The 23,969-nt window shown below is 57.9% G+C and carries 20 protein-coding genes; 5 read left to right on the forward strand and 15 right to left on the reverse strand.

From position 1 onward, the window contains the following. Positions 1-96: 96 nt before the first annotated feature. Both D9V82_RS06310 and D9V82_RS06315 read right to left on the reverse strand, forming a co-directional pair. Positions 97-1,830, reverse strand: a complete 1,734-nt coding sequence (locus D9V82_RS06310) for an alpha/beta-hydrolase family protein (RefSeq protein WP_121911582.1) — start codon at positions 1,828-1,830, stop codon at positions 97-99. Then, complete coding sequence (locus D9V82_RS06315; protein ID WP_121911583.1) at positions 1,797-3,605, reverse strand: ABC-F family ATP-binding cassette domain-containing protein; 1,809 nt, start codon at positions 3,603-3,605, stop codon at positions 1,797-1,799. Before D9V82_RS06315 ends, D9V82_RS06310 begins: the two co-directional genes overlap by 34 nt. 91 nt (positions 3,606-3,696) lie before the next feature. Here D9V82_RS06315 and D9V82_RS06320 point away from each other — a divergent pair, with 91 nt between their 5' ends. After that, the gene (locus D9V82_RS06320; protein WP_121911584.1) at positions 3,697-5,004 is read left to right on the forward strand and encodes a hypothetical protein; all 1,308 of its coding nucleotides are present in this window, start codon (positions 3,697-3,699) and stop codon (positions 5,002-5,004) included. Between the two features lie 52 nt (positions 5,005-5,056). Here the strand turns inward: D9V82_RS06320 and D9V82_RS06325 are convergent, their stop codons facing one another. The 4 genes from D9V82_RS06325 to D9V82_RS06340 all read right to left on the reverse strand — a co-directional run bounded on the left by D9V82_RS06325 (position 5,057) and on the right by D9V82_RS06340 (position 9,274). Continuing rightward, a complete protein-coding gene (locus D9V82_RS06325) occupies positions 5,057-6,037 on the reverse strand; it encodes a 4-(cytidine 5'-diphospho)-2-C-methyl-D-erythritol kinase (protein WP_121911585.1) in 981 nt (326 codons plus the stop codon). Continuing rightward, a complete protein-coding gene (rsmA, locus tag D9V82_RS06330) occupies positions 6,034-6,897 on the reverse strand; it encodes a 16S rRNA (adenine(1518)-N(6)/adenine(1519)-N(6))-dimethyltransferase RsmA (RefSeq protein ID WP_121911586.1) in 864 nt (287 codons plus the stop codon). Before rsmA ends, D9V82_RS06325 begins: the two co-directional genes overlap by 4 nt. Positions 6,898-6,990: 93 nt before the next feature. After that, the gene (locus tag D9V82_RS06335; RefSeq protein WP_121911587.1) at positions 6,991-8,166 is read right to left on the reverse strand and encodes a resuscitation-promoting factor; all 1,176 of its coding nucleotides are present in this window, start codon (positions 8,164-8,166) and stop codon (positions 6,991-6,993) included. Between the two features lie 268 nt (positions 8,167-8,434). Further along, a complete protein-coding gene (locus tag D9V82_RS06340) occupies positions 8,435-9,274 on the reverse strand; it encodes a TatD family hydrolase (RefSeq protein ID WP_183122490.1) in 840 nt (279 codons plus the stop codon). A gap of 239 nt (positions 9,275-9,513) precedes the next feature. Between D9V82_RS06340 and D9V82_RS06350 the strand changes: the two genes are divergently transcribed. After that, positions 9,514-10,014 (forward strand): GNAT family N-acetyltransferase, encoded by a 501-nt coding sequence (locus D9V82_RS06350; RefSeq protein ID WP_121911588.1) that lies wholly within the window; start codon positions 9,514-9,516, stop codon positions 10,012-10,014. A 96-nt stretch (positions 10,015-10,110) separates the two neighbouring features. On the opposite strand, the gene metG is transcribed toward D9V82_RS06350, so the two are convergent. The 3 genes from metG to rsmI all read right to left on the reverse strand — a co-directional run bounded on the left by metG (position 10,111) and on the right by rsmI (position 15,025). Next, positions 10,111-11,943, reverse strand: coding sequence for a methionine--tRNA ligase (gene metG, locus D9V82_RS06355; RefSeq protein WP_121911589.1), 1,833 nt, complete (start codon positions 11,941-11,943; stop codon positions 10,111-10,113). A gap of 99 nt (positions 11,944-12,042) precedes the next feature. After that, positions 12,043-13,896: a BCCT family transporter gene (locus D9V82_RS06360; RefSeq protein WP_121911590.1), complete on the reverse strand. Its 1,854-nt coding sequence runs from the start codon at positions 13,894-13,896 to the stop codon at positions 12,043-12,045. A 280-nt stretch (positions 13,897-14,176) separates the two neighbouring features. Then, entirely contained in the window at positions 14,177-15,025 is an 849-nt protein-coding gene (gene rsmI / locus D9V82_RS06365; protein WP_121911591.1) for a 16S rRNA (cytidine(1402)-2'-O)-methyltransferase, read from the reverse strand. Positions 15,026-15,088: 63 nt separating this feature from the next. Between rsmI and D9V82_RS06370 the strand changes: the two genes are divergently transcribed. Then, positions 15,089-16,675 (forward strand): dolichyl-phosphate-mannose--protein mannosyltransferase, encoded by a 1,587-nt coding sequence (locus D9V82_RS06370; protein WP_167449743.1) that lies wholly within the window; start codon positions 15,089-15,091, stop codon positions 16,673-16,675. Positions 16,676-16,695: 20 nt separating this feature from the next. On the opposite strand, the gene D9V82_RS06375 is transcribed toward D9V82_RS06370, so the two are convergent. Next, complete coding sequence (locus D9V82_RS06375) at positions 16,696-17,397, reverse strand: zf-HC2 domain-containing protein (protein ID WP_121911592.1); 702 nt, start codon at positions 17,395-17,397, stop codon at positions 16,696-16,698. Then, a complete protein-coding gene (locus D9V82_RS06380) occupies positions 17,384-17,797 on the reverse strand; it encodes a DoxX family protein (protein WP_121911651.1) in 414 nt (137 codons plus the stop codon). The genes D9V82_RS06375 and D9V82_RS06380 overlap by 14 nt, the downstream gene beginning before the upstream one ends. A 171-nt stretch (positions 17,798-17,968) precedes the next feature. Here D9V82_RS06380 and D9V82_RS06385 point away from each other — a divergent pair, with 171 nt between their 5' ends. Next, on the forward strand, positions 17,969-18,631 hold the full coding sequence (locus D9V82_RS06385; RefSeq protein ID WP_121911593.1) for a DNA-3-methyladenine glycosylase I: 663 nt from the start codon (positions 17,969-17,971) through the stop codon (positions 18,629-18,631). Here the strand turns inward: D9V82_RS06385 and sepX are convergent. The 4 genes from sepX to D9V82_RS06405 form a co-directional block, all read right to left on the reverse strand. Next, positions 18,628-20,100 (reverse strand): divisome protein SepX/GlpR, encoded by a 1,473-nt coding sequence (sepX, locus tag D9V82_RS06390; RefSeq protein WP_121911594.1) that lies wholly within the window; start codon positions 20,098-20,100, stop codon positions 18,628-18,630. The two genes, D9V82_RS06385 and sepX, sit on opposite strands and share 4 nt — an antisense overlap. Before the next feature lie 145 nt (positions 20,101-20,245). After that, on the reverse strand, positions 20,246-20,956 hold the full coding sequence (locus D9V82_RS06395; protein WP_121911595.1) for a GNAT family N-acetyltransferase: 711 nt from the start codon (positions 20,954-20,956) through the stop codon (positions 20,246-20,248). Next, positions 20,956-22,299: a molybdotransferase-like divisome protein Glp gene (gene glp, locus D9V82_RS06400; protein WP_121911596.1), complete on the reverse strand. Its 1,344-nt coding sequence runs from the start codon at positions 22,297-22,299 to the stop codon at positions 20,956-20,958. Before glp ends, D9V82_RS06395 begins: the two co-directional genes overlap by 1 nt. A 73-nt stretch (positions 22,300-22,372) precedes the next feature. Then, positions 22,373-23,299 carry a UTP--glucose-1-phosphate uridylyltransferase gene (locus tag D9V82_RS06405; RefSeq protein WP_121911597.1) on the reverse strand — a complete coding sequence of 309 codons (927 nt, stop codon included), beginning with the start codon at positions 23,297-23,299 and terminating at the stop codon, positions 22,373-22,375. Positions 23,300-23,366: 67 nt separating this feature from the next. Here D9V82_RS06405 and D9V82_RS06410 point away from each other — a divergent pair, with 67 nt between their 5' ends. Beyond that, positions 23,367-23,948 (forward strand): 5-formyltetrahydrofolate cyclo-ligase, encoded by a 582-nt coding sequence (locus tag D9V82_RS06410; RefSeq protein ID WP_121911598.1) that lies wholly within the window; start codon positions 23,367-23,369, stop codon positions 23,946-23,948. Positions 23,949-23,969: the final 21 nt, after the last annotated feature.

Here is a 23,969-nt window from a genome sequence, read left to right on the forward strand (position 1 = left end):
TTACCGGCTACAACCCACTTCGATATAGCTTTGTTACACTAACGGCGTTCGGTACAAACGCAGCTACGACGCGGTATTTAGGGCAGCCCAGAGAGCTTAATAAATACCTACATCGAATTTATCGAATTGCCGCTGCAATTCTTCCAAGTCAATGGAGCTAGCGACATCGGGCCCGGCGATGGCCGCGAAGCCATCGAGGACAGAGGTCCCGTAATTATGGCCCACCCCATCGGGAACATCCTTGGCCCCGGGCAAGTCCGCAGCAACTTGCAGGTAAGTAATGATGGGCATCCACTGCATTACGCGCTGCCGGGAATAATGGCTATCTTCCTTCATCCAATCCGGCTCTTTGAAGGCCAGTTCAGTTGACCACCAACTCACCGGATCAGATGGATGCTGAATATAAAGCATGCGGGTCCTGCCCCACTCTTCTTCCGGCACACGCCCCCAGCGCCGGACTTGGTCCACCTCATTGGCAAAGCGAACCACGAGGCTGCCAGCATAGACCGGTGAAATCTCCGTGGAACCGGGATCACGGCGTTCTACAAACTGTGAGCGCAACCGGTTAAAATGGGGCGGGCCGGTCAATAAGATGCCATCGACGGAATTGGCGATATCGCGCACACCAGAAAAGGCTGCCTCGATACCAGTCGTGCCTAAGGACTCGCCGTAGAGGTAGAGCTTTGGCCGGTCATCATCTGGCAACGAATTCCACCAGTCCACGATGGGGTTGATGAACTCTTCCCCGGCGCGCTCTACTTGGCTGCCGCCGCCGAGAAAGTGGAACACGGACGGCATGGCGGAATACTGCGCTGCGGCAATGGCGGTATCCCCGCCGTAGAGCAGTTCGAAGGCTTGCGCTGAATAGGACGATACCCAGCCGGTGCCGGTAGTCATTGTCAATAGAAGGGCCTTGCGGTCTTGGGCGTGGGTGCGCTCGAGTTCATCAATAAGCAACTGCGCCCGCTCCTCATTGGTATCGCGGTTACCCAAACCAGCGTAGGCACGAATCGGTTCCTTTGCAGGTCTACCGGTCACCTGCTCTAGCTCTTCCTTATGCGCGCCGGAGCTTAAGAACCGGGAGCCTTGCAGGCCTACGCCGTCCCAGTCAACATCGGAAGTAGGCGATCCGGATCGCTCGCTGAGGGTCGGACGCTGGACGTCTGGATCTGGGGCGGCATTCTGGGCGGTAAATACCCTATCTCCTAGGCCCACGATGGCACCGGGAATAATGTTTTCTACCGTGTAGATAACAATGACCGCAACTATCGATACTGCCCCGAGGCGGCGATAAGTGGAGCGAAACCGCTGCGGGAAGCGACGCGCTAGCCAGCCCACCAGAAAAATAACAGAACGCAGGATGAGCAGGAAGACAGTAAATACCGCCAGCGCCAAAGGTACCACCAACAGATAGCTGGGCATAGACGGAGCGGGCACGGAAAACACGTTTGCGAGCCGGTGCTGCCACCGCACGGCGATAATGACAAAACCGACGAGCCAGACGATAAACGCACAGCTGGCAAAGCGCGCAAACAACCGGTAGCGCTTTGATTCCCACGCAGAGGCGGCAAGCCAGGGATACTTATCCGCCCATTTGCTTACAATGAAGCGATGCCACAGCAGCTTCACGCCGATACCCACCACGTATCCGACGCCGGCGGCAAGACCCGATACCAGGCCTTGATAGAGCCAATCGCGGGGCAGAAGGGAAGGAGTAAGGCCCAGGGTAGACAAAATGGCAGCGCCGATAAACCCCCACGGATCGAGGTCGCGGACGATGCCGGCGATGCGAGCTTCTACTGTTCGAGCTTCTGCCCTAACTCCAGCCATTCCACCTCCAAATCCTCATAGGCGCTGCGGGTGTCCCTTAATTCCCTATCGAGGCGGGTCATAGCTTCGGTATCGACTTCTTCTGCCGCAGCGGCCAATTTCTCATTGATCTGCGTGGCGGTTTTTTCCAGCTTTTGCATCTTCCGCTCAAGAGCATTCATCTTTTTGGTGATTTCGCGTTCCTGCTGAGAAGAAAGCTTCTTTTCTGGCTTCGGTGCCGATGCGTCCGCTTTCTTTTCTCCTAGATTTATAACGCCGGTGCTCTTCTCGGCCGCAATTTCTTCACGCTTGCGCAGGTACTCGTCGATGCCGCCAGGAAGGTTGGTCAGGTTGCCATCGCCGAAAAGCGCGTACGTATTATCCGCGATGCGCTCGATAAGGTAGCGGTCATGGGAGATAACCACCAAGGTGCCTGGCCAAGAATCAAGCAGGGATTCCAGTTCCTGGAGCGTATCGATGTCCAGGTCATTGGTGGGCTCATCTAGGAGCAAAACATTGGGTTCTGCCATAAGCACACGGGTTATTTGGAGGCGGCGGCGCTCGCCACCGGAAAGGTCACCAACCGGGGTGCGCTGACGCTTGGCGGAAAAGCCGAGTCGCTCGGCCAGTTGCGAGGCGCTGAGTTCCTTTTTTCCTAGCTGTACGTAGGTGGCTACATCCTCGACGACATCGAGAAGCCGCCGGTGTGGATCCAAGTCATCGAGTTCCTGGCGCATCCAGCCCAAGCGCACGGTTTGCCCCTCGATACGTTTTCCAGCCGCAAGCTCGTATGCGCCGGCCAGCGCGCGCAGCAGCGTGGTCTTTCCAGAGCCATTCACACCGACGAGACCAATGCGCTCGCCCGGAGCCAGGCGCCAGGTGAGGTGGTCCACCAAGGTGCGGCCATCCGGGGATTGTATCGTGGCATCTTCTAGCTCGATAACGACACGGCCCTGGCGCTGCTTGGAAAAGGACATGAGCTCGACCTTGTTGCGCGGCTCGGGGACATCAGAAATAAGCGCTTCAGCAGCCGCAATTCGGTAGCGCGGTTTCGAGGTACGCGCCGGTGCCCCGCGGCGTAGCCATGCCAATTCCTTGCGGGCCAAGTTTTTGCGGCGCTGCTCGATCGCATCGGCCTGGCGAGCGCGCTCGGCGCGAGCGAATGTCCAGTCATTGTATCCACCCTCGAACGCATCAACCCTGCCGTCATGGACTTCCCATGTCCAGGTGGCAATGGTATCGAGGAACCAGCGATCGTGGGTGACCACGATGACGGCGAGTTTACGCTTGAGCAGGTGGTCCGCCAGCCACTTCACGCCTTCCACGTCAAGGTGGTTCGTGGGCTCATCGAGCACCACGAGATCTAAATCCTGCACCAGCGCTGCAGCCAGGTTCACGCGACGCCGCTCGCCGCCGGACAGGGAGCTAACCGGGGTATCCAGCCCCAAGTCGACGATGCCGAGGCCGCCAAGCACATCACGCACCTTGGCATTGGAGGCCCATTCATAGGTCTCGAGTTCGAGGGGTTCGATGATTGCCTGCGCGATGGTGAGCTCTTCGGGCAGATCAAAGCGCTGCGTCACCACGGACATGCGCAGATCAGAGGTATGAGAAACGCGGCCGGAATCTGGCGGCTCGATGCCGGTGAGTACTTCCAGCAACGTAGTCTTGCCACCGCCGTTAACGCCCACGATGCCGATTCGATCCCCACTCTGCACGCCAAGGGATACCCCGTCAAGGAGGGTTTTTAAGCCATAGGATTTGGTAACTTGCTCGAGGTTAATCAGGTTTGCCATAACAGAGCTTCATTTTAATAGCTCCCCACCGCTACCCCCGCATCCCCGAACATGTTGCTACCGAAATTCACTTGCAATAATCTGCTAATGTATGAAGAAACACACACTTACCCTCTGTACTATTCTCTCTGCCACAGCACTGACGGTCGCTTCCTGTTCGGCGCCTGAAGAAGACAGCGACGCCCAAAATAGCAGCGAATCCACCGCTGCAGGAAGCCATGAACACGATCATGACCATGAGGGCCACTCCCACGACGGCATGGAAGCCAAAGAAGGCCAGACCGAGGTAGCCGAGCTGCCCACCCGCATCGTCTTCTCCCACGCCGGCGGTCTGACCACCTACGATGCCCAGTCCGGCGATATCCTCGATGAAGAAAAGATGGACGCCTTCCTTCGACTCAACGATGCCGGCAATGACCGCCACGTCATGGTGACCAAGGGCGATAAGTTCCTCACCTACGATACCGGCCGCATCACCAAGGCTCACGGCGACCACAACCACTATTACACCGCGGACCCCAAGCTGGGTGATGACACGATTAAGGCGCCCCACGCCGGCCACGTAGTCCACCACGATGGTTACACCGCCCTATTTTCTGATGGCGATGGCGTAGCCCAGATTTATAAGACCGAAGACATTGGCTCAAAAGACGCCAAGCCCGTCAACACCGTCGAGACCGGCGAGGGGCACCACGGCGTGGCTGTCCCGATGAAGGACGGCTCCGTCGTCATCACTAAGGGCACCGAGGATGAGCGCCACACCATCCAGCACCTCGATAAAGATGGCAAGGTCTTGGAGGAGACCACCGAATGCCCCGGGGTCCACGGCGAATCAGCCGCTGAAAACGGGAAGCTCTTCTTCGGTTGCGAAGATGGCCCTGTAGTCTTTGATGGCTCTAAGTTCCATAAGATAGATGTCTCCGACTACGCCGGTGCCGGTGGCTACCAGCGCTCCGGAAACTCCGCAGGCTCCGAGAAATCGAACGTCATCCTGGCCGATAATAAGACTGAGAAGGACGCAGAGTCTGAACACCCCACTTCGGTGGCCTTGATCGATACCGAGAATTACTCCGCTAAGAAGGTCGACTTGGACGGCTCCTATTGGTTCCGTTCGCTGGCGCGTGGACCTATGGGCGAGGCCCTGGTTCTCACCACCGACGGCAAGCTGAATGTGATCGACCCAGACTCCGGTGAAATCACCAAAAAGATCGACGCGATTTCCACGTGGACAGAAAACGAGGAGTGGCAGCAACCAGGCCCGATCCTCAAGGCTGCAAATGGCTATGCCTATATCACGGACGCGCAGAAGAAGGAGCTTGTCATCATCGACCTCTTGCGTGGCAAGGAAACGAAGCGCTACGAGCTGGACTTCAAGCCCGTCGAAATGGCCGTGCTCTAATTCTAGCGCGCTTTAGTGCTCGTGCTTGGCGGTGCCCAGCACCTTCTCTCAGCTAGAGCACTTGCGCACCCACAGCCGGGCCCTGGGCTACAACACCCTTGGTGCCCGGTATTTCTATGCTGACCTGCGCCGCAACATCCTCCGCGTCTTCGCGGGTTCTGCATAAGAACGCGCAGGTTGGGCCACTGCCAGAGACGATGCCGTTCAGTGCGCCCGCGTCCATACCCGCCTCCAAGGTCTTGCGGAGATCAGGGCGCAGGGATAGCGCCGCCGGCTGCAGATCATTGTGCAGGTGCGCCGCTACGCGCTGGGGTTCGCCGGAGATCAGCGCCTGAGAAATCTCCGTCGTATCAAGGGCCGGCTCGGTCACCCGTCCCGCGTCGCGCAATTCATCAAGTTTGCGGAACACGCTAGGCGTCGATAAACCGCGATCAGAGGCGATCAGCGCCCAATGATAGGTGCCCCTAGTCATCATAGAGGTCAATTGTTCCCCGCGCCCAGTGCCCAGTGCCGTGCCGCCCAGCAAGGTAAACGGCACGTCAGACCCCAGAGCCGCACCCAAGGCATCCAGAATGTGCTCTCCTACCGAATCAATGCCGTAATATCGGCCGTAGCAACGCTCGGCAAGGCGTAGCGCCGCCGCGGCATCAGCAGAACCACCTGCCATGCCTCCGGCCGTAGGAATCGCCTTATGAATCTCAAGGCCCACCTCCGGAATCTTGATGCCCCCGCGGGTGACATATAAGTGCTGCATGATGCGGTCAACCGCGGTCCATGCCAGATTCGTGTCATCCTCCGGCACTCCCACCGCGTGCGGTCCGGATACCTTGAGGTACTGCACGCGGGCCTTGTCCACTTCGGCATTGCCTAAATCAGTTAGAGTTACCGTATCGTGCAGGCTCAGGGACTGGAATATCGTAACCAGCTCGTGAAAACCATCCTCCCGCGGCTGCGCCACGCCAAGGTGCAGATTGACCTTGGCATGTGCATGGGCGATATAGGTTATCGGCTCATTCTCGTGTGACGCGCTCACTGTAGTCCTGCCAAACGTACGAAGTCTGCAACAGCGAGCTTCTCCCCGCGCTGCCTCGGATCGATTCCGGCCGCGCGCAAGGCCTCCTCGGCGGCCGCCCCGGAACCATAGTGGCCCGATAATGCGGCACGGAGAGTCTTGCGACGCTGGGCAAAGGCGGCACCGACAAGCGGCCAGACCGCGGCACGCGCGGCATCGTCGATGGGCCAGGGCGGGGTATCGAAGACATCAATGCGCACCAGGCCGGAGGCAATATTAGGCGCAGGCCAAAATACATTCTTACCAATTGTCCCGGCCTGGCTGACCTGGCCATAAAATGCAGCCTTAACGGAAGGCACGCCGTAGACTTTGCTACCCGGCTGCGCCGCGAGACGCTGCGCCACCTCCAGCTGCACCATGACGAGCACGCGGCGGATGGTAGGAAAAGTCTCCAAAAAGTGTAAAAGCACCGGCACCGCCACGTTATAGGGCAGGTTGGCCACCAGCGCGGTAGGTTCAGCTACATCCTCGCGGGTTACCTGTAGCGCATCTTTTTCCACCACGCGCAAGCGCTCAGCATAGTCCGCAGCCAGTTCTCCCACCGTTAACGGTAGCTGCGCTGCCAGGGATGGATCTATCTCCACCGTGGTGAGGTCCGCGACGGTCTCCACCAACCCTAGGGTCAGTGAGCCTAGCCCGGGGCCGACCTCCACGACGCGATCTGCGGGATCCAAGTCCGCGGTAGCAATGATGCGGCGGATGGTATTGGGGTCATGGAGGAAATTCTGCCCCAACTTCTTGGTGGGCGTAATACTCAGTTTCTCCGCTAAAGCTCGGATTTCTACTGGGCCTAAAAGCGCGGCGCCCGGGGAATCAGTCATGTTTTCTAACCTAGTAGAAGAACGCAGAAAATCGCACCCCGCGGCGTCCTGACGCGGGGTACGAGGCGGTACGCACGGTGCTGCGCTTGCTCGTTAACGCAACCCCAGCTTGGCTGTACAGGCAGGCCATGCGCCCCAGCCCTGGGCGGCCTGCACCTTTTGGGCGACGGCAATCTGCTGCTCACGGGTGGCCTGCCATGCCTGAGGAGCATATTCGGTACCGCCGAAACCAGCCCAGGTGGATGGTGCGAATTGCAGGCCGCCGGAGAAACCGTTACCTGTATTGATGGACCAGTTACCGGTGGACTCGCACTGCGCAATGGAATCCCACACGGAGCCATTGGCTACGGCGGGAGCCGCCGCGCCGGAATTACCAACCTGCGGTTCCGGCTTCGCCTGTTTGGTGCCGCGGGCAATGGTCGCGGGCGTTGGTCCCACAACGACCTCATCCCTAATGACCTCTTCAGATTCCTTCTTGCCGTTTTTCATAACGACCTGGCGGGTGATGACGCGCTTGCCCTTTTCGCCTTGAACGCGAACTTCTTTAACGCCGGCTTCCAGATCGGGGTCATCCACGAAGTGCGGGTTAGCGTCAAATTCCTCTGTGGAGTCCACGGTTTGGATGTCTATCCGCTCTACGTTGATAGCCATGCCTTCGATGACCTTTTCATCTCTGGCAGGAAAGACGCGGTCATCCCCATCGAGCTTGATACCTCGCTCCTTGAGTACATCATCCACGGTCTTAGCGGCAATCTTGGTGTAGGTGTTCTTGCCACCATCGTTGATCTTAATGATCTTCGGGGAGACAACCTCCAGTTCCATGCCGTCTTTTAACTGCGCATCTTTATCCACGTCATCATCGCCAGATTTCACGACAGCTCCCGGGTTTACCCCCTGCAGGTTTTCAAGCAGATCAGAAACAGTGAGATCTGTTGTGGAAAGCTGTTGCTGTTCACCATCGATGGACACGGCAACCGGCTTGGCAGTGCGCACGGAGATCTCATCGCCATCGGCCACGGACTCGGACGGTGCAGGGAATACCACATCGTGCTCGCCCACCTCCACGCCGGCGGCCTGCAGGGCGCCATCCACGTCCTTAGCGAAGGTAGCGAGTTCTACCTTGTCACCGTTGACGTCTACGACCACTTCCTTCTGTGCAGCAACGGCCACAACACCGCCGACGGCGAGGGTACTCAAGACGCCACCCGTGGCTAGGCGCAGCGGAAGGGAACGTGAGTTATTAATGCGCTTTATGTGGTGGGGTGCCATGTGTAGTCAATCTCCAGTGTTGCTGTCTATCCAGTATCACAATTGTTGGCGCTGGGGAGGGAAACCAGCGGCGGCGTCCTCACTACCCTCGGCGGAGCAGTAAGTTGGGAATGTAGAGGCATACAGCCTGAACGAACAGTCAATAACATTACGGTAACGGATGAGGAAAGTCGAGTAGTGCTACACCACAGCTATAACTGGCGAAAACAGGCACCACATCCAACACCTATACCACCAGCGACCAGCGGATTTAATTATGTGATAATAATCACTTGCGTGTGCCATTAAGCCCATATACTCGGTCAAATGTCTCATTAACCTCTGCCGCCAATGCCTGAGTAGTTTGATGGCGCACCCGGGCAATGCAGTCATAGGTATGGCCAATCAGGGAAGGCTCATTGCGCTGCCCACGAAATGGCTCCGGGGTCATAAACGGCGCATCAGTCTCCACGAGCAATTGCCCCGCCGGAGCCAGCGCCGCCGCCTGGCGCAGTTCCGCATTGCGCTTAAAGGTGACATTGCCAGCGAAAGACAAGACATAACCGCGCTCGAGCGCTTCTTCTGCCACCCGCAGAGGAGAGGAGAAACAGTGGAGCATGACGGTGGGTGGAGTCGGGGCATCGGCAAGAATGCGCAGCACGTCCTCATCCGCTTCACGATTATGGATCATAAGCGCCTTACCGGCACGCACCGCCAGATCGATATGCCAGCGCAGGGATTCTTCTTGCTGGAGCAAGCTCGCCGTTGTCTCCGGCTCGTGGTGGACCCAGTAGGCGTCCATGCCGGTCTCCCCCACCGCTACACACCGCGGGTCCGCCACCATTTCCTCCAACGCGGTTTTGGTGGGCGCGTCTAGCTCATTCGCCCGTACCGGGTGGATGGCACAGGCAGCATACACATTGGCAAACGCGCGCGCGGTCGCAAGGGCCGCCTCTGATTCGCAGCGGTCATCGCCTACCGTAACCAGGCGAGATATCCCGGCTGCGCGGGCGCGGTTAATCAGCACCTCGTCGGTATCTTTATGCGAGAACAGATGGGTATGCGCGTCACTGAGACCGCTGAGCCCTGGGGCGGGAACGGGAGTAGGACGTGGCTTCTTTTTAGGCATACCTGCAATTGTAATAGTGGCAGCTATGTTAATCCGACCAGCGTAACTAAGCCCGAAGAGCACCGGCGCCACATTAAGAAATGGACTGCTTTCCTTAAGTGTGTCTACTTATACGGCATCATTGAAGTTGCATGAAAGGTGCGGGTTTGAAAACGTGGAACTCTCAAAGAGGTAACCTACAGATTCGATCACTGGCTTAGCCTCAGCCACTTAGAACTTCTGGTGTATAAGGACTACTAATGCATATTCGCCCCGCCGAGCTTGCCGATGCCCCCTTTATTTCCGCCATCTACAACACCGCCTCGGCTGCCAAACCGGCCAAAAACCTCATTACCTGGCAAGAAGAGGCTTCAGACCGCGAGGATTGGCTGAAGGAAATGTTCAAGGCGGGCTCACCCGTACTCGTTGCCGTAGACGATGATGAAATCATCGGCTGGGCCGCCTACTTTCAATTCGTTACGCCTGCTATCTATTACGGCACCGTTGAAGATTCCATATACATCTCCCCGGCGGCCCAGGGCAAGGGCGTAGGCTCTGAGCTTCTCGATGCCCTGGTGGATATCGCCACCGACGATCCCTATGTCGAGACCATGATCACCTATATCGTCGATACCAATGCCGGTTCCATTGCGCTGCATAAGAAATTTGGATTTAAAGAAACTGGCCGCATGCCCAATATCCACACCAAAGACGGCGTGCGCCTCGGCCTGGTTCACCTACAGCGCGATTTCCAGCGCTAAGCATAACCGTGGAGGCATGATAAAAGCGCGGTGGCCGGCCCTCAATCTTAGGAACTGACCACTGCGCCTTCGATATCTAAGCCCGGGGAAATCCCCCTAGTTCATCACCGGTGCCCACTCCGGGCCAGTTTCCCCGAGCTCCGGATCCAGCTTGGAAATAAGCGGCTTTGGCTTTGCCAAGGTAGTCCCCGGTGCCACCTGAATGCGCTCCCATTTGGCCTGCTGCTGGGTGTAGTCGCCCATAATCACCGGATATTCGTGGTTTTCCGGGGGAAGCCCCACACCCACCAACTCAACCGGGATATCGTCTTTAACCTCGCGCACCTCTGGCTGTGCGGCCCACTCACCGGTACGTCCCAAGGTTTCGTGCACCTTTTGCGCAGTAAACGGCAAGAACGGGGTGAGCATCACATTGCAGTCAGACACGACCTGTAGGGCGGTCCACAAAACGGTAGCCAGACGTTCGCGCTGGTTTTCATCCTTCGCCAGTTTCCATGGCTCCTGGGATGCGATATAAGCATTGGCCTCACCCACCACGTGCATGATAGAGACGATGCCCTGCTTAAACTTGGATTGCTCCAGCAGGTTGCCCGCGGTGGTGAAAGTCTCCTCTGCCAGCTGCAAAATGGCCTTATCGCGTTCCTCCAGAGCCGCAGGGACCGGAACTTCGCCGAAGTTCTTGTGCGCCATGGATACGGTGCGGTTGACCAAGTTGCCCCAACCATTGGCCAGCTCATTATTGACGCGGCGCACGAATTCATCCCACGTGAAGTCCGCGTCATTGTTTTCGGGTCCAGCCACAGCAATGAAGTACCGCAGAGGGTCCGGCCCGAAATCTGCCAAGAAGTCCTTAACGTAGATCACCACGCCCTTAGACGAGGAGAACTTAGAGCCAGACATTGTCAAGTACTCCGAGGACACGATTTCCGTTGGCAGATCCAACTCACCGTACTGGTGCAGCTCACCTCCCTTGGAACCCTTGCCCGCGTAGCCCAGCAATTCCGCCGGCCAAATCTGCGAATGAAAGGTGATGTTGTCCTTGCCCTGGAAGTAATAGTGGCGGGTTGCTGGGTCCTGCCAAAATTCTTTCCATGCCTCCGGCTGGCCGGTCCGGTATGCCCACTCAATAGAGGCGGACAGGTAGCCCACGACGGCATCAAACCACACGTACAGCTTCTTCGCGTTATTATCCTGCCACCCCTCCACTGGAATAGGAATGCCCCAGTCGATGTCACGGGTCATGGTGCGCGGGCGCATATCCTCCAGCAAGTTCAGGGAGAATTTCAGTACGTTCGGGCGCCAATCTTCGCGGGTAGAAAGCCACTTTTGCAGCTCGTCCTTAAGGGACGGAAGATCTAATAGGAAGTGCTCGGTCTCCACGAACTGCGGGGTTTCGCCATTAATCTTGGATACCGGATCAATAAGGTCTACCGGGTCCAGCTGGTTGCCGCAGTTATCGCATTGGTCGCCGCGGGCGCCGTCCGCTCCGCAAATGGGACACGTTCCCTCGATATAGCGGTCCGGCAGCGTGCGGCCGGTGGACGGGGAGATTGCTCCCCTGGTGGCCTCCTTCAACATGTAGCCATTCTCATTCAAGCCCTTGAAGAGCTCTTGTACCACCGAGTAATGGTTACGGGTGGTGGTGCGGGTAAAAAGGTCATAGGACAAGCCGAGATTGGCTAGATCGTTGACTATCTGGCGGTTATAGCGGTCCGCCAGTTCGCGCACGGACACACCTTCCTTATCGGCCTGGACCAGCAACGGGGTGCCGTGCTCATCCGTACCGGAGACCATGAGTACGTTGCGGCCACGCATTCGCTGAAAGCGGGCGAATACGTCAGAGGGAACACCAAAGCCAGCCACATGACCGATGTGGCGCGGGCCATTGGCATATGGCCAGGCAACATTTACTACTAAAGACTCAGTCATGGAGATCAGTTTATCGAAGCACCTGCACGAACACACGTTAAGGGCACATGACCTGTACTAGCGCAAAGAACCCGCTACCGAAGCCGGTAAATACGCTATCTACTTGCGCTTCATCGGGTTTTTCAAAAGCTCTTTGCGGCGTTTCTTAAGCACCTGCATCCGCTGGTAGTCACGGTGCAACCGGCGCTCGCGGGCCAGCTTGCGCTGGAAATGCTGCGTCTCGCGGTACTCGAGGTAAATAATGTCATGGCTCAGGTCCTGATAAAGGGCGAACATCAAACCAATAACGATAAACAAGAACGGCAGTGCCGCCACAATGGTAACGTTCTGCAGGTTAGACAGCGCGTTTTCATCGACAAGGAGCAGGGTCAAACCAACAGCTGCGGTCAAAGCACCCCAGAGAGCGGAGAGCCATGGCTTCGCGGTTGCGGCACCATTTTGGGTCATCGAACCCATCACGCTAGAAGCGGAGTCTGCGGAGGTGATAAAGAAGGTGGACAGCAAGATGACGGCGACGACGCCGGCAATGAAACCACCAGGCAGGTTGTGCAGGAGATTAAACAGTTCTACCTCGGCGGATTCCCCGGTGATGGATTGACCATTCTGCTCCATGTGGATTGCGGTGCCACCGAAGATGGCGAACCACAAGGTGGATACGCCCGCTGGTATCAGCAAGACGCCCAAGCAGAACTCGCGGACAGAACGGCCACGAGAAATGCGCGCCAAGAACATGCCCACGAAGGGAGACCAAGACACCCACCATGCCCAATAGAAGATAGTGTAGCTAGACAGCCACTGGCCGGCGGTGCCGTTTTCGGATTCGGCGGTACGGCCAATCATCTCGGTGAAGTAGTTGAAGTAGTTACCAATAGATCCCGGAATCTGGTTCAGGATGGTCACGGTCGGACCCAAGATGAAGACGAAAATGGCCAGCACCGCTGCCAAGACCATATTGGCATTGGAGACGTACTGAATCCCCTTGCCCACACCGGAAAGTGCGGACAGCAAGAAGGCCAAGGTCAAAACCAAGACAATACCAATAACCACGGACTGAGTTGGGTTTTCGATGATGCCAGACGCTTTCAGGCCGGACTGAATCTGTAATGCACCAAGCCCCAGGGAGCAGGCAGTACCGAAGACGGTGGCGAAGATGGAAAGAATGTCAATAACCTTCCCCAATCCACCATTCGCACGGCGCTCTCCGATGAGCGGCACGAAGGTCTGGCTCAATAGCTGCTTGCGGCCAATGCGGTAGGTGGAGTACGCGATAGCCAAACCAACAATGGCATAGACAGCCCAGGGATGCAGCGTCCAGTGGAACATTGCATAGGCCATGGATGAGCCTACATTTTCTGGTCCCCTGCCGGGCGTACCGTCACGGTAGTTTGCCAACGGCTCGGAGGCACCGTAAAACATCAGGCCGATGCCCATGCCGGCAGCGAACATCATGGCAATCCACGAAGGCGTGGAAAATTCCGGTTCCTCATTGATATGTCCCAATTTGATGGAGCCGAACTTGGAGGATGCAATGAAGATGACGAAGGCTACGAAAATGGTACCAAAGAGCACGTAGGCCCAGCCGAGCGTATCAACGACCCACGTCAGTGCCGCGGCGGAAAAGTCCGCGAAGTTCTCCGGGGCGGCAAGGCCCCAGATAACGAAGCCGGCGACGAGGACACCGGCAATCCCCATGATGGTCCAGTCAATCGGGATATTATCGCGGTCTGCGGCGATCTCAACTTTCGGATCTTCGTACTCTTCTGGGTGGAACCCGTCAGAGTTAATCATGTCCTGGATTTGGCTGGTCGCAGTCTGCTCATCCAGCTCTTCTTCTACCGTTTGATAATCCTCAATCGGCTGATTACTCGAAGCAGCAATAGTCCGAGCAGGCGCTTCGCCCGGCCCCTTGCCTTCTTCGGGCACACCAGCGCCGTTGTTTTCGGTATTAGTCATGCTTTCTACTGTGGTAGGCAAACTCCGATTTTTCAAACTATTTTTTCACTAAACGCCCAGCTCACGCACATTTTTGGGTATCTTAATAAGATTCCTGTATGTCTATAGGTGGAATATTCCCACCTAGAAGCCCTTTAGACTTCATACACTTCTAAAGTATAACGATTCAATAACATATGCGGAAGCGCGAACAGACCTGTTACCACAACCCATTGTGACCTTTTATGCACCGAATTGAAATAACCTGGGGCAATTCCACAAGTACTCGGCCCGCAGGCGGTTAGCGGGCATCCACAGCGGCATCATAGAGCTCCCGATTGGACACCCCAGTACCCTTGGCGGCCTGCTTGCACGCGTCTTTTAGACGCATGCCAGCTTCGGCCAACTCCAAGGCTTGCGGAACGAGGTCAACGGCGGTCACGGCAGCGCCAGTTCCGCCTTCTATCACCACGGTAATTTCACCCTTCGCTCCGCCGCTGGCCCATTCGGCCAGCTCCGCAAGCGTACCACGGCGTATTTCTTCGTAGGTCTTGGTCAACTCGCGGCACACCGCGGCGGGGCGGTCGCTGCCGAGGACCTGTGCGGCATCAGCAAGCGTCTCGGCTATCCGGTGGGGCGATTCAAAAAACACGATAGCGCGCTTTTCATTACGCAGCGATTCCAACCACGCCTTTCGCGGGCCAGCCTTGCGCGGTGGGAATGCATCGAACAGGAAGTGCCCCACGCCCAGGCCGGAAAGTGCAAGCGCCGTGGGTACCGCCGATGGACCCGGAAAGCACGTCACGGGAATATCGCGTTCGGCAGCCGCGGCAACGAGGGACAGGCCCGGATCGGAAATGATCGGCATGCCGGCATCGGTGACAACGAGGACGGTGCCGTGCTGAGCAGCATCGATAAGCTGGCGCGCACGAGCTTGTTCATTGTGGTCGAAATTAGACACCACGGACCCGGAAATCTCAATGCCCAGGGCTTGGGCAAGGTTGCGCACGCGACGGGTATCTTCGGCAGCGATGACATCAGCATGCGCCAAAGCCTGCATCAGCCGCGCTGAAGCATCACCGACATTTCCCAAGGGTGTGGCGGCGAGGATGACGCCGCGCGGAAGTGGTTCTAGACCTAAAGCTGACATGCCTCAAGCATTCCATATTCTTCTATGCGCCCGCACGCTGGCTCATAGCCTAAACTCTTCCTCGTGACTATTGCTACCGCTGCCTCCGCCGGCCCACCGCATCCCCTGCATAACCGCGTGCCCCCGTCGGCACCGCGTACTTATACGTGGGACAAAGCCGATTGGATAAGCACCAGCATCATCGCCGTTCTCGCACTACTTACCCGGTTCGTGGGGCTTACCGCACCGGTATCTCAGGGCACACCCGTCTTCGATGAAAAGCACTATGTCCCCCAGGCCTGGGACATGGTCAAAAGCTGGGATAACTTGTTCATCGGCGGTATCGAGACCAACCCGGGCTTTGGACTCGTGGTCCACCCACCGCTGGGCAAGCAGATCATTGCACTATCGGAATGGGTCTTTGGTTATACCCCGCTGGGCTGGCGCGTTATGACGGCCCTCTTCGGTATCGGCACCGTCCTGATGACCATGGCGCTGGCCCGCCGGCTGTCTTTTTCCTGGCAGGTTGCTACATTTGCCGGCATAATAGCGGTCTGCGATGGCGTCCTCTTGGTCTCGGCGAAATTTGGCATGCTGGATATCTTCCAGGTCTTTTTCATTGTTGCCGCCGCGTGGGCGCTGGCCCGCGATCATCAGCAGATGCGCGAGCGCCTCCACCACGCCCTACTTAGCGGCGGGATGGGCACCTCCCCATTCGGGCCGCGCTTTGGCTTCCGGTGGTGGCGCTTTACCGCCGGAGTCTTTTTGGGCTTGTCCCTTGCCGTTAAGTGGTCTGGGCTGTACTACATAATGTTTTTCGGCCTGCTCTGCGTCTTTAGTGACCTCGCGTTGCGCCGCCAGTATGGCATCCGCCGCTATATTGTGGGCACGCTGCTTCGCGATACTCCCGCCGCCCTCGCCTCCCTAGTAGCTGTGCCTGTGTTGATGTATGTGTGGAGCTGGCGCGCGTGGTTTTCCTCAGAGACCGCAGTCTACCGGCATGCCAAGGTGGATGGGACCATCGGGCAGGACTCCTGGTTCATGCACCTACCGGAGCCTGTGGCCGGCTGGTTTTATTACCACTCCTCCGTGTTGGATTTTCACGCCAGCTTGACCTCTTCTGGTGGCCATCATCACCCGTGGGATTCCAAGCCGTGGGCATGGCTAGCCGGGGCCAGGCCCATTTTGTACTACTCCAGTACGGATCTGGAATGCAGCGGCGGTGGCGAATGCCGGAAGATGCTCTACCTCTTTGGCACCCCCGCGATCTGGTGGCTGGTAGTCCCCGCAGTGCTTTGGGGGCTGTGGTCTTTTATCATCCGCCGCAACCGCGCCTTCCTCATTCCCCTCGTGGGCTTTGCCGCCGGATTTCTCCCGTGGCTAGCGGCCTTTGACCGACAGATGTACTTCTTTTATGCCACCGCGTTTATCCCCTTTATCATCGTGCTTCTTGCCCTCACACTGGGCCAAATGGTCGGTCGTGGCGCTCCCATAAAGTGGCGGTGGATACTGTGTATCGCTGGCGGATCGATACGCCGGGGCACGTTTGCCGCCGCCTGCTACCTTGCCCTGGTAGTTGCGATGTTTTTCTACTTCGCGCCCATCTTATACGGCTTCATCATCCCGGAATCTTGGTACCAATCCATGATGTGGCTGCCCAGCTGGAAGTAGATGGCAGAAAACCACCCGTTTTAATATGGCTGCGCATTCAGGGACTTCCACCACGCTCGCACCAGGTAGCCCTTCTCGGCCGCCCACGCCCAGCCCAGGCTCATCGTCGACAGTGCGGTAGCAATGAGGAAATAGATCTGGTCAATGGTGACGGTACCGAGCGCAATATCACGAACGCCAAAGCCAAATAAGAAAGCAAACATCGTGGCTGATACTGGGAAAAGCCCAGTGACGGACGCAGGACGCCAGGCGCTCCACAGCAGGCCGCATGCCATGCCAAAGCGCACGGCCGCACCTTCCATCAACAAATTGGCGCGATCTGGATCGGCCGCAGGGTCCAACACCGACTCCTCTGCGCCCAACGGCACTAGGCCGGAGGCACGCACCACCTCCACGATGGCCCACACAACAAAGACAACGCCCATGACTACCAAGGCGATGCGCGCCACCGAGAGGTTGGCTTGCCTGGCACTCGAAGCCCGCTTCCACTCCGGTTCTACCCCAGCGAAGATCACTTCCGATAGGTCGGTCGGCGGGGCCATTCCGGAATCTACCGGTTCCACGAAGCTAAGGGAGCGCGACAGTGCCGCGGCCTTATCACGAAAGGCCCGACACTCCGCACAGTGTTCTAGGTGGGCGTCGATGACATCGACGGAAAGCTCCGCTTCCTCCCCATCCAGATGGGAGGATATCGCCGCTTGCACTTGACTATGTGTCAACATTGCTTAACGCCCTATCCAAGCTCACCCGACCAGCACCAAAAACGACGATCATCAGCAGAGACAGACACAAGACTACTGGGTACTCAATGCCACCGTCTCCGTTAAAGAGGCCATTTCCCCAGTGCACGAAGTACACCGCTCCTACCATCACTATGGCAAGCGCCGCCGCGGCAAAGGTGGTCAATAAACCGATGACGAGGAAGGCGCCACCTATCATTTCCCCGATTGCGGTGGCATAACCGGCAATCTGTGGCTGTGGGATGCCGAGGGCAGAAAACTGCCCCACTGTCTCATCCATTCCGTCCATAAACATTTTGTCCACGCCGTGCGCGATAAAAATGAGTCCGAGGACTGCCCGAAACAGCAGCAATGCGGCATCACGAACGGCAGGTCTATTCATGGTCAATAGACTACATCGAATGCCCACCCCAACGCGAAGACGCCACCGCTCGACCACGCTAGCTTGCAATTTCACCATCTAGAGACACTCGCACTGCACCACTGCGGTCATCACTGTTTCAATGGGAAGAAGAGAATAAGTAGGTACTACACACCAAAAGGACAACCTGACATGGACAATAAAAACCCCACCACAGACCGCACGCCGCTGGCTTATGACAAACACGGAGTAGCCCGCACGCCGTGGGCCGTATCATCGTCGCTGTTGAAGGATTACTACGACACCGAGTGGGGCCTTCCCATTACAGACGAGGCGGGCCTTTTTGAGCGCCTGAGCTTGGAGGCCTTCCAGGCTGGGTTATCCTGGGCCGTGGTTTTAAAAAAGCGCCCCGCTTTCCGCGAGGCCTTTTGCCACTTTGATCCGGAAAAGATCGCAGACTTCGGCGAGCCCGAGGTGGAGCGCCTGCTTGCCGATACCACCATTATCCGCAACGAAACCAAGATCCGCGCGACCGTTAACAACGCAAAAGCCACCATTGAGCTGCGCAAGAGCGGAGGGCTAGCGAATTTCATTTGGAGTTTTCAACCCGCAGAAAATATCTACCCCGAGGTTATGGAGGACATCCCGAAGAAGAGCCCAGAATCGCAGGCAATGTCCCGGGAATTGAAGAAGGCAGGTTTTAAGTTCGTGGGGCCGGTGACCTGCTTTGCGCTCATGGAAGCCATCGGTATGGTCGATACCCACCTCTTGGGCTCCCACCGTCGAGCAAGTTCGGGCGTTTGGCCGGAGGAAACCAAGAAGCTCCAGGCAGCAAGGGTGCAGCAGGCTAATTAGCCTGCCCGGCGAGCAGCCAGGTCATCGCGGCGCCCCACCCGATTAGGGCCTGCGTGCACGCCCCCGAAATCGCCACCCTCATCATCGCTATAGCTTAAGGGAAGGTGCTCAAAGTCGGGGCTTTCATCATCGATTTCGACGACAACGGCACCCGGTCGGCGTAGGTTGCGGGGGATATTCAACGCTTCATCGTCCGCGTTGCGTACACCCAACCGCGCTCGGCGCAGGTGCTTTACCCGGCGGCGCAATAGCGCTTGTTCTTGGCGGACTTGCGCGCGCAACGCCGCCAAATAGGCACCGGTCAAAACGCCGGCGATTCCCGCCAACCACCAGGTCCATCCGCCGGCCACGCTGCCCAAGGCCACAGTCAGGACTACGGCGGTGGCGAGACCAATGAGCATGCGCTGGCGGCGCTGGTAGCGCGTAGCGGACTTCTCTCTATCCGCCACCGGGTCCCAGCCACCGCGACCAAGGCGGCGTTGCGCGAATGCCACCTCATCCTCAGAGAGGTCTGTGCTCACAGCCGCGTCCTCGGCACCATAAGCACCGTGGGAACCTGCTTCGGCCGATTCCTCTGGAGTAGTGTCCAGCTCCAACTCCAAATCTCCGGCGACCGACTCCGCTGAGTCTGGTTTTTCTGCATCAACGACTGGAGCAGGATCAACCGCGCCCCGATACATCACATCTACCGGGGAAGTGTAGCTCTCGTCGTAGTTATACGCATCCTCGGCGATGTTCGCACTGGCCGGTGCGGTAAAAGATTCGGTAGAGTGAGCAACCGCATCACGGCGGCTGGGCTTGCGCTGTACACCGCCATCTTGCCCGGCGGCGCGCTCGTCATCATCGAGCAAAACATTATCGGCATCATCCGCACCCGCATCCGAACCTGCGGAAGCGCTAGACATGTGCGCGCTATCACCGACCTCGGTGGCATCTTTCGCATCAATGGTTTCAGTGGCAGCTGTTGGAACCGCAGATTCCTCAATGACTTCACCCTCAATGGTTTCAGCTGGAGTGCTGTCCTTATCCTGCGCATTTATCTCATTCTCAACGGCGGCGGAGTAGTATGCGCGGCCACCGACGCCAAAAGGTTGCGCTCGAGCGCGGCGGGCCGCACCGGCGATGGTCCGCGACGGTGCTTGAGAAATGCGATGCTCTGCGTCTTCACCGATCAGCAGACCATCAACATCTGTCTCCTGATCTGGCTCACGCTCCGTTTCCGTCCCGGCGGCAGATACGACCTCCCAGCCTTCGTCATCATCAGAAGCGCTACGGTGGACATCATCGGCCCGCAGACGCGGGCGCCGACGGCCGGCAACATTGCCGGAATCGCCAGAAAAGAGCAGGCGGGTATCATCAAAGGCCTCGCCGGTATGGCTCATCGGGCGATTACTCCTCCCCAGTAGCCATGGCGCAAGCACGAAGAGCCACACCACGATGATTGCGATAATGGGCACAGCTGTGGACACGGCTTAAAGACCTTCCCTTGGGGTGCAAATGATTACTCCACTGTAATCACTCAATGCCCACTACAAGGCCTACAACGGCCATAAAATCCAATATTGTTACGCATGTGAAATTTGAGAAGGTATCGTTGACGATTAAGGATACGCTTTACACCAAACGTCCTGCTTGGCGCAGCCGCTCAACCGCCGTGGAGGAGTAGTCTTCTTTGACTAAGGCCACGAAATGGTGATCCCGCCAGGCGCCGTCGATATGCAGGTTGCGACGAAAATAACCCTCGGAACGAAAACCGTTAATCTCCAACACGCGCCCGGAGGCGGGGTTTTGTTCCAGATAGGTTGCGGTCACTCGGTGCAGGCCTACCCGGCTAAAGGCGTGATCCACTCCCAGAGCTGTGGCCGCGGTGGCAACCCCTGCGCCCTGCACGGCAGAATAAACCCAATAGCCAATCCAACAATCTCGAATGCTACCGTGCTGAATATTGCCGAGCGTTAACTGGCCCACAAACTTACCCGCCAGCTCGATAGCCAACGGGATTACCTGCGCATTGCGCGCAGAGTTCCACAAGTATATGAGGTAATTCCACCAGGCCTGCGGGCTATGGGCTTCCGCCCAGGTAGTCGATTGGGTCGGCTCGACCGGCCTGAGCAATGCTTCATCCTCTATGCGCTGACGCCGCCACTCAGAGCCATCCGAGCGTAACAAGGGGCGCAGCCGCAGCTGCCCGCCAGACGGCAACACTGCAGCAGGAGGCAGCTGCACCGTTGGCGTGGACTCCGGCCAACCGGGATGCAGATCATGGGTGGGGCCGGTGCCTGGATGGCGCAGTTTCCCGGCAGCGGTACCGAATAGATCGAGCATCAGCTGCGCTGGGTAAGGAATAAGACGTCCACGACGTCACCGGGACGGATCTCAGTGACTTCCTCCGGCACTTGAATCATGGCGTTGGCCTCTGACAGTCCCGCCAAGAGGTGTGCCGGTGCACCGGTAGCCCCGCCGAGCCCCTCAACCAAATAATCGGCGGTCTCGGCATCGCGCATCAACCGGGCACGAATGAAACCACGGCGCCCGGGGCGTGACTCAATGTGGTTCAACGCACGGGCACGCACCACCCGGCGGTGGGCATTGCGCTTGCCCAAGGCCAGACGAATCAAGGGGCGGACGAAGATTTCAAAAATAACCAACGCCGATACCGGATTCGAGGGAAGGAGGAAAGTGGGGATCCGTTCATCTCCTACCAACCCAAAGCCTTGCACGGATCCCGGGTGCATGGCCACGCGGGAGGTGTCGATATCGCCGAGTTCCGCCAAAATCTCCCGGATCTGCTCGGCACCAGCACCACCAACGGCACCTGTAATAACGAGCGCTTCGCTGCGCGCGATATGGTTTTTTAGCACTTCCCTAATGCGGCGCGGCTCGCCTTCGGCAATCCCCACACGAGCCACGTCCGCCCCCGCTTCTTCGGCAGCGGCAGCCAAGGAGTAGGAGTTCACATCAAAAACTTGGCCCAGGCCTGGTTCCTTGTCCACATCAACCAGTTCGCGGCCATAAGAGACGATAGTGACGCGCGGCCGCGGATAGACCAGCACCTTAGAGCGCCCCACAGCGGCCAAAAGGCCAATCTGCGCCGGGCCGAAGACGGTGCCGGAAGATACGGCGACATCGCCCGGCTGGATATCATCGCCTACTCGACGCACGAAGTCGCCTGAACGAACCGTTCGGTGCGCCGTAATGCGTTTACGACCGCGATCGGTCCACTCCAGGGGGAGGACGGCATCAGCAAGCGTGGGCAAGGGTGCGCCCGTATAGACCCGCACCGCTTGCTTAGGCTGCAGGCGCAGCGGCTGCTTCGAACCGGCTGGGACCTCGCCCACGACGGGCAGGGATCGCTCAACTTCTGGTTGGGCGGGTGCGGCGGCGTCTTCAGCTTGTGCGGGCGGCTCCTCGCCCTCACCGCTGCCCTGCACTGCGGGCTGATCCTGGTTTTTCGGGCGGCGAACCTTCAGCCCGCGCTCACCGCCGATGTCAACGGCGCGAACCGCATAACCATCGATGGCCGCCTGCGGAAAGCCCGGTAAGGGCTGATTGGCCTGCACCTGTTCGGCGCACATAAGCCCCAGCGCATTAGAAATGCTCATCCGCACCGGCTCCGGGGTCGTCACCGCATCAGTAACCAGCGCCAACTGGTCATCAACTGAACGCATACGGTCTCTGCCCGCCCTTTCTTATTGCCCTTTGACCTTGCTGACCTCAACACACGTGCGCGCGGCCAGGTAATCAGTTTAAGCCCTGTTCTACCTCGAAATCAGACATAATTTGTTTAATGGCTTTATACAGTGCTGGGCCATATTTTTTATCGCGGAGACCAAAGTCCACATTGGCCGGGATATAGCCGCCGGGGTTGCCCAAGTCATGGCGCTTGCCCTTGTGAACCACCACATGCACGGGCTCGCCTTCCTTAATCAGCAACTCGATAGCATCCGTTAACTGCAGTTCCCCACCCTTGCCAGGCTTAATCCTGCGCAGCGCATCAAAGATTTTCCGGTCCAAAAGGTAACGGCCGGTAGCAACCAGGTTGGACGGCGCGTCCTCCGGGTCCGGCTTTTCCACCATACCGACGACCTTTTTTACACCCGGAAATTCAGTATCTTCTACGTCAAAAACGCCGTAGTTAAACGTCTGCTCCTGTGGCACCGCAAACGCGCAGAGTACGCTACCGCCAAGCTTGGCACGCACGCGCGCCATATCCGCCATGACGGTGGCAGGCAGCACGATGTCATCCGGGAGCATAACGGCAAAAAAGTCCTCGTCATCTGCCAGGACTTCTTCTGCCAATCCCACGGCATGGCCCAAGCCCAGGGGCTTTTCTTGCTCTACAGCAATGGGCTCAATGAGCTGGTGGGCACGCTTGACCTTAGCTACCTGCTCGTCCTTGCCGCGGGAGTCTAAGGTTCCTACTAAATCCGGGAATTCTGCAAAATGGCGCATTATTTCTTGCTTTTCGGGTGCGGTAATTACCGCAAGCCGGCGCGCGCCCACAGAAGCTGCCTCCTCAGCAATCAACTCAATACCCGGGGTATCCACAACAGGCAGCAGTTCTTTGGGGACAGTTTTCGTGGCGGGCAGAAAGCGGGTGCCCATGCCAGCCGCTGGAACTACTACCGTGGTGATTCCGGTAGCGGAATCTTCGCGTTCATTAGCCATGGATCTTAGAGTACAACGGCGCACTATTTTCCTGTGTAGCGCTACACCACGCCGCTAGTATTTATTTATGCTTTCTTCCAGCGATATCAAAGCTCAACTTCGCACCCGCTTGCTTCGCGCACGCCGCAGCCTTTCCGCCGAGCAGCGCGCGGAATGGACCACTGCCCTGCACCAGCAGCTAGAACCCGAGCTTGCCCACATCTCGAGCGTCGCCACCTACTGGCCGCGTGGCGCAGAACCAGGTGGTGCGGGGTTCATCCCATGGCTCGCACGGCGCGTAGACCGCGTATTACTGCCCATCACCCGCAGCGACAACACCTTGAGCTGGGCTGAATACAAGGGACCGCACAGCATTCACCGAGGCCGGTTGGGCATCTCTGAGCCGGTCGGCCCGTGCTTTGATAGCCGCGTGCTCTGCGGCTGCGATTTGATTGTGGCCCCCGCCATGGCCATCGATGCCACCGGGAACCGCCTGGGCAAGGGCGGCGGGTACTACGACCGGGCCCTTTCTATGGTTCCGCATAATCATCCCGCAGTATATGCCATGGTATACCCCACCGAGTTCCTCAAGTCTATTCCGGCCGCACCCCACGATCGCCGCGTCGAGGCCGTGGTTACCGCCGCAGGCATTCACCGCTTTCCTTCTTAACCGCAGGGAACCGCGCAGTCG

Source organism: Corynebacterium macginleyi, assembly GCF_003688935.1.
GTDB classification, from domain to species: Bacteria; Actinomycetota; Actinomycetes; order Mycobacteriales; family Mycobacteriaceae; genus Corynebacterium; species Corynebacterium macginleyi.